We start from the raw sequence: 4,793 nt of genomic DNA, 5'->3' as shown, positions 1-4,793 counted from the left end.
AGACAGACGAGCCTGACTCCTTCCAGCACCGACATCGGGGCAGGTTCGGTGCTCATTGAATCCGTTATCAATGCTGAATTCATTGGCATGTCAGGGCCTTCACCACGGCCGCGCTCGGTCATGTGGCGAAATCAACTGACGAATGACGCACAAGGAACTGAACGAAGTCGGCCATGTCCTCTCATCCAATTCAGACCGCTGAACTCAAGAGAAAACGGTTGCCGCCGGCTTGCTTCGCCTGAAGCAGGGCGTCCTCGGCCCGCCGAATGGCCTCGTCGAAATCTTGCTGAGGGTTGGCCGGGATTCGCGATTTTTCCGCCAAAAAGTTCTTTAACTATTTGATTTTAATGGACATTTTGGCATCGAAAGCCTCTCCCGTTTAGTCGCGGGAACGGGCGAGTGAGTCAGGCCGACATTAGTTGAGAGTCTTGCTGCCGGTAGCGCCGGCCGGCCATGCGCGGGAACCAGCTTCCTGCCGATTGGCCAAAGAGGCGATGCCGGCGGGCTGCGAGACATTTTTCAGACACTGTCTGAAGAATCAATGGCGTCGATCCTGATGCAACGAGCCTCCGGGCGTTCGCCCCCAATGCGACGGCCGCGCGTACATTGCACAGCGCCGAGCGACGTCACTGCCCATCCATGCGCATGCATTCGCCAGACACTGTCTGGTGAATCTCAGCCGCCCCACGAGGAGCCTAGCGGCACGAATGTCCAAGTTCTGGCGCCCCGCTACCGGCGTGGTCCCGCAGACGTTTAGGACAGATTAGCCAGAACGACTAATTAGGCCGTTCGGATAAAACCACCTAATCACGCGCGGCTACGGGTCAACTTTGGGCTTCCGCCTCGAGCGGGTTGGATTCGGTGCCACAGATGTTTGTGCCGGTGTACTGCTCGGTGCAAGTCGCTCCACCAGCAGGCGCACGGTCTCAGCCTCCGCGCGATAGCGAGCCGCCTCCTCCCGGCTGGTCGTCAACTGCTGCCGCAAGCTTTCCCCCTCGCTCCGAAGCTGCGCGTTGAGGTCGGTGGCGGTGCGCTGCGCATCTGCGGCAGCTGAGAGTTGAGACTGAAGGCGTGCTACGGCTTCGGCCTGCTCCAGCGCGCCATGGCGTTCGCGCTGTTCCGCCTGGCCCAACTGTGCGCGCACAGACTCAACCAGCTTGTCTGCCTTGCTGCGAGCCTGACGCTCCTGCTCAACTTCCAGCAGTGCGCGTTTGTCTGACGCGGCAGCGCGCCGATCTGCCGCTTCAACAGCCTCGCGAGCCGAAGCTAGGTCGGCGCTGAAGGCTTCCTGCAGGCGCTGCTGCTGGGCGCGCGCCTGTTCGAGCTGAGCTTGCAGTTCTTGCAGTCGCGCGACGGCGCCGGCATGCGCCCGCCGCTCCGCTTCAAGCTCGGCCTGGACTTGGCGTGCCGCGCTCTCGGCGCTCGAGACTTGCTCACGTAGTTGCTGGGCTTCTGCCCGCGCCTGGGCGGTAGCCTGCTCGGCTTGCGTTTGGTCATGCCGCAACCGCTCCTGCTCCGCCTGCAGTTCGATGCGCACGGCCGCCAGTTCGTCGCGCGCCGCAGCGGTGGCGTGGTGCCAGATCTCGGCAACGGCATTCGCGGCGGTCGTCTTGACCTCCGTTGGCAGGTCCGGGTGTTCGATTTCGACGCGGGCCTTGCTACGAAGGTCGTCCCAGAACTTGGCCAGAGCCTCGGCGGGCGTGCTCATCGTGCCCTTGCGTACGTACTGGTAGAGCTTGTTCGTCGTGGGCGTGATCCCGTGCCGAAAGAACAGCAATGCGCAGACCTCTCGGTAGAGCGCCTTTGTGTCGCTAAATCTGCCCTTCAGTGCCTCGACCTCGGCCAGGATCTCAGTTTCTTCGCTCATGGATTGATATTACGACGTAACACGTTGAATATCTAACTTCTGTGGTCAATCTATGGACATAACTACTCTAATGTCCATAAGATGGCTCGTCCCCGGCCATCGAGATCATGCAGTGCTTGAAATCGTCACTCTGGACCAACTGCCCGTTCCGCCGCACCTATCAGGCGTTGCTGGGCGCAATCGGGGTGCCGGGCGACAACAAATCGCCGCTCAAGACGATCGCTCGGCCGTGCTGGCTTGGCTCGCGCGCTACGCCGACTCTGCCGCGACCTTGGCCAGCTACCGAAAAGAAGTCGAGCGACTGCTGCTCTGGTGCGTCCTGCAGCGTGGTGCGGCGCTGTCCGATCTCACGCATGAAGATTTGCTGATCTATCAGCGCTTCTTGAGTGACCCGCAGCCGGCGCAGATGTGGGTGATGACGCCTGGCCAGAAGGCGCCTCGCAGTTCTGCGGCCTGGCGGCCGTTTGCTGGACCATTGAGTGCACAAAGTGTTCGCCAGGCTCTGTCCATCATCAACAGCCTGTTCAGCTGGCTGGTTGAAGCCGGATACCTAGCCGGCAATCCCCTCGCGTTGGCTCGGCGCAAGCGCTTGAACAGAAAGCCACAGGTCGCTCGGTTCCTACCGCTAGCGCACTGGCGCGAGGTGCGCACGACCATCGAAACGCTTCCTCGGCAAACCCTACGCGAAGTCGCCCATGCCGATAGAACTCGTTGGCTGTTTTCACTGCTCTACATCGGCGGGCTGCGCGTGTCGGAGGTGTGCGGCTCGAAGATGGGTGGGTTCTTCTGCCGGCGCGGCGCCGACGGCAAGGAGCGCTGGTGGCTTGAGGTTGTCGGCAAGGGCGAGAAGGCCCGACTGGTTCCGGCGACCGAGGAGTTGATGGCCGAACTGATCCGCTACCGCCGCTCGTTAGGCCTGACACCACTTCCATCCGGCAAGGACGACATGCCCGTGTTGATCCCCATCATCGGCGCTGCGAAGCCCATGGCACGCACGGCGATCCACGAGATTCTCAAGGGTGTCATGCGGGCCACCGCTACCCGGCTGCGGGCGCGAGGCGTTGACGGCGAGGCAGCCGCTGCACACATCGAGCAGGCATCAACTCATTGGATGCGCCACACCGCTGGCACTCACCAGAGCAACACAATGGATCTCAAAGCGGTACGCGACAACCTTGGCCACGCCAACATCGCCACAACCAACACCTACGTTCACGCTGAAGACGATGCCCGTCACGACGCCACATCGGCGGTTCATCATGTGGGCTGGACGAGGCATTGATACGTGGCGATACGCCGGTTCAACGGCAGCGCCGTGTGGCCAAGTGGCGTTGCTGGAACTTGTGCCCACTATCGACAGGGACGAAGGGCTAAGACCCTCGCTTCAATCGCATTTTGGGATCACCATGACAAGAATTTGGTCCGAAGGGAACTGGTCTATGCCGATGGACTCGTCTTGCTCTAGAGGCCGAGTACTGGTTGCAGAAGACGAGCCATCCAACAGCCTGCTTATCGAGCACGCATTGGGGCTGCTGGGCTGCGAGGTGGTCACCGTTGCGGACGGTGCGCAAGCGTACGCGGCAATCCAGGAACAGCGTTTTGACATCGCTGTGTTGGACTATCACATGCCGGTGATGAACGGCCTCGTCGCCACGCGTGCGATTCGCGCGTGGTTCGCCGCTCACGGGCGCCCACAAATGCCAATCATTGCCTGCACGGCGAGCGCCATGCCGGACGAACGCAAGCAGTGTTTGGCTGCAGGCATGAATGACGTGCTGACCAAGCCGTTCATGTTTGCTGATTTGCAGCAAATGCTCGACCGTTGGATGGCGAAGCCAGGTTCGACAGCCCCGCCCTGAGGCACTGACCGAAGAGACGCAAGCGCCCTAAGTCGATGGTCCTTAGGCAGGATCCAAGGGAAGCTGCCGAAGCTTCCATTCGATGACCCCTTCACCCAGTCGCTGCGCAAACAGGCCAATGGACTGCAGGTAATCCACGGCCGCGTAGGCGAGCAGGCAGTAGCGCCCGCGGCAATACGCTACCACCGGTTTGTCCGTTGGCAACTCCGATGCGCGGTTGCCAAGCTGAGACAACGGAATGTTGCGTGCGTTCGGTAGATGGCCATCGGCAAACTCGCCTGACGGCCGCACATCCAGCACAACGATCTCGCCCTGTTGCGCGCGACGCGTGAGTTCGTCTAGGTCCAGGGCCTCGAACTCCGACGCGTGCGATTCAAAGCGCTCGAGCACCTCGTCCACCTCGGACAAGTGCTTTTGCGACACCGTCTGCAGGCGCGAGACCAAGTCCGACACGTCGGAGTCGGTCAGGCGGTAGTGCACGAAATTGCCGTCCTTGCGGCTCGTCACGAGCTTGGCGTGTCGCAGCACCTGCAAGTGGCGGGACATGTTCTGCAGCGATTGGCCAAGCATGTCGGCCAGGGCCTCCACGCTGTACTCCTTCTGCGCCAGCAGGTCCAGGACTTCCAGCCGCACTCCACTGGCCAGCGCCTTGGCAACCCGTGCGAACTGCTCAAAGAGCTCGGTCTTGCATGACCGAATTGACATGGTGGAGATTTCGGGCATGATCCTAGTCAATGGATTAATTGATTACTTGTCCACATTAACACAAGTGGAATCGTAGCATTTTGTTACGGTTCAAATTAGGGGCGGTAGCAGGGGGATAGACGGGCAACCAAAGAGTTGGCACCGCAGGCACCGTCGCGTCAACACGACCCCACAAGGGGTGCTAAGGGAGTAGGCGATGGTGGCGATCGATGCGACACCCGAGGTGTCGCTGCGCGGCGTGGCGAAGGCTTGGGGTTCCAAGCGGACGTTGCATGACATCAATTTGCGGTTGAAGCCGAGCGACCGAATCGCGTTGATCGGCCCCAGCGGTGGCGGCAAATCGACGCTGATCCGCATCATGG

Annotated in this window: 5 protein-coding genes; 3 read left to right on the top strand and 2 right to left on the bottom strand. The window is 61.0% G+C overall.

Translation table 11 applies throughout. From position 1 onward, the window contains the following. Positions 1-817 precede the first annotated feature (817 nt). Positions 818-1,867 (bottom strand): DNA-binding protein, encoded by a 1,050-nt coding sequence (locus tag AC1DYI_RS26725; RefSeq protein WP_477207158.1) that lies wholly within the window; start codon positions 1,865-1,867, stop codon positions 818-820. A gap of 112 nt (positions 1,868-1,979) precedes the next feature. Here AC1DYI_RS26725 and AC1DYI_RS26720 point away from each other — a divergent pair, with 112 nt between their 5' ends. Both AC1DYI_RS26720 and AC1DYI_RS26715 read left to right on the top strand, forming a co-directional pair. Beyond that, positions 1,980-3,149: a tyrosine-type recombinase/integrase gene (locus tag AC1DYI_RS26720; RefSeq protein ID WP_477207157.1), complete on the top strand. Its 1,170-nt coding sequence runs from the start codon at positions 1,980-1,982 to the stop codon at positions 3,147-3,149. Positions 3,150-3,306: 157 nt separating this feature from the next. Beyond that, the gene (locus AC1DYI_RS26715; protein WP_477207156.1) at positions 3,307-3,726 is read left to right on the top strand and encodes a response regulator; all 420 of its coding nucleotides are present in this window, start codon (positions 3,307-3,309) and stop codon (positions 3,724-3,726) included. 42 nt (positions 3,727-3,768) lie between these two features. Here the strand turns inward: AC1DYI_RS26715 and AC1DYI_RS26710 are convergent, their stop codons facing one another. Next, positions 3,769-4,449, bottom strand: a complete 681-nt coding sequence (locus AC1DYI_RS26710) for an ArsR/SmtB family transcription factor (protein WP_477207155.1) — start codon at positions 4,447-4,449, stop codon at positions 3,769-3,771. 178 nt (positions 4,450-4,627) lie between these two features. Between AC1DYI_RS26710 and AC1DYI_RS26705 the strand changes: the two genes are divergently transcribed. After that, on the top strand, positions 4,628-4,793 hold a 166-nt coding region (locus AC1DYI_RS26705; RefSeq protein ID WP_477207159.1), incomplete at its 3' end, for an ATP-binding cassette domain-containing protein.

Source organism: Ideonella sp. P3_A4, from assembly GCF_056403075.1.
Note: the sequence above shows the minus strand (reverse complement) of the source record. Positions and strands in the feature narration are given on the sequence as shown.

Excerpts from the sequence above, each read along its gene's own strand:
- AC1DYI_RS26715 (WP_477207156.1), top strand. The coding sequence starts at position 3,307 with ATGCCGATGGACTCGTCTTGCTCTAGAGGCCGAGTACTGGTTGCAGAA.
- AC1DYI_RS26725 (WP_477207158.1), bottom strand. The coding sequence starts at position 1,867 with ATGAGCGAAGAAACTGAGATCCTGGCCGAGGTCGAGGCACTGAAGGGC.
- AC1DYI_RS26710 (WP_477207155.1), bottom strand. The coding sequence starts at position 4,449 with ATGCCCGAAATCTCCACCATGTCAATTCGGTCATGCAAGACCGAGCTC.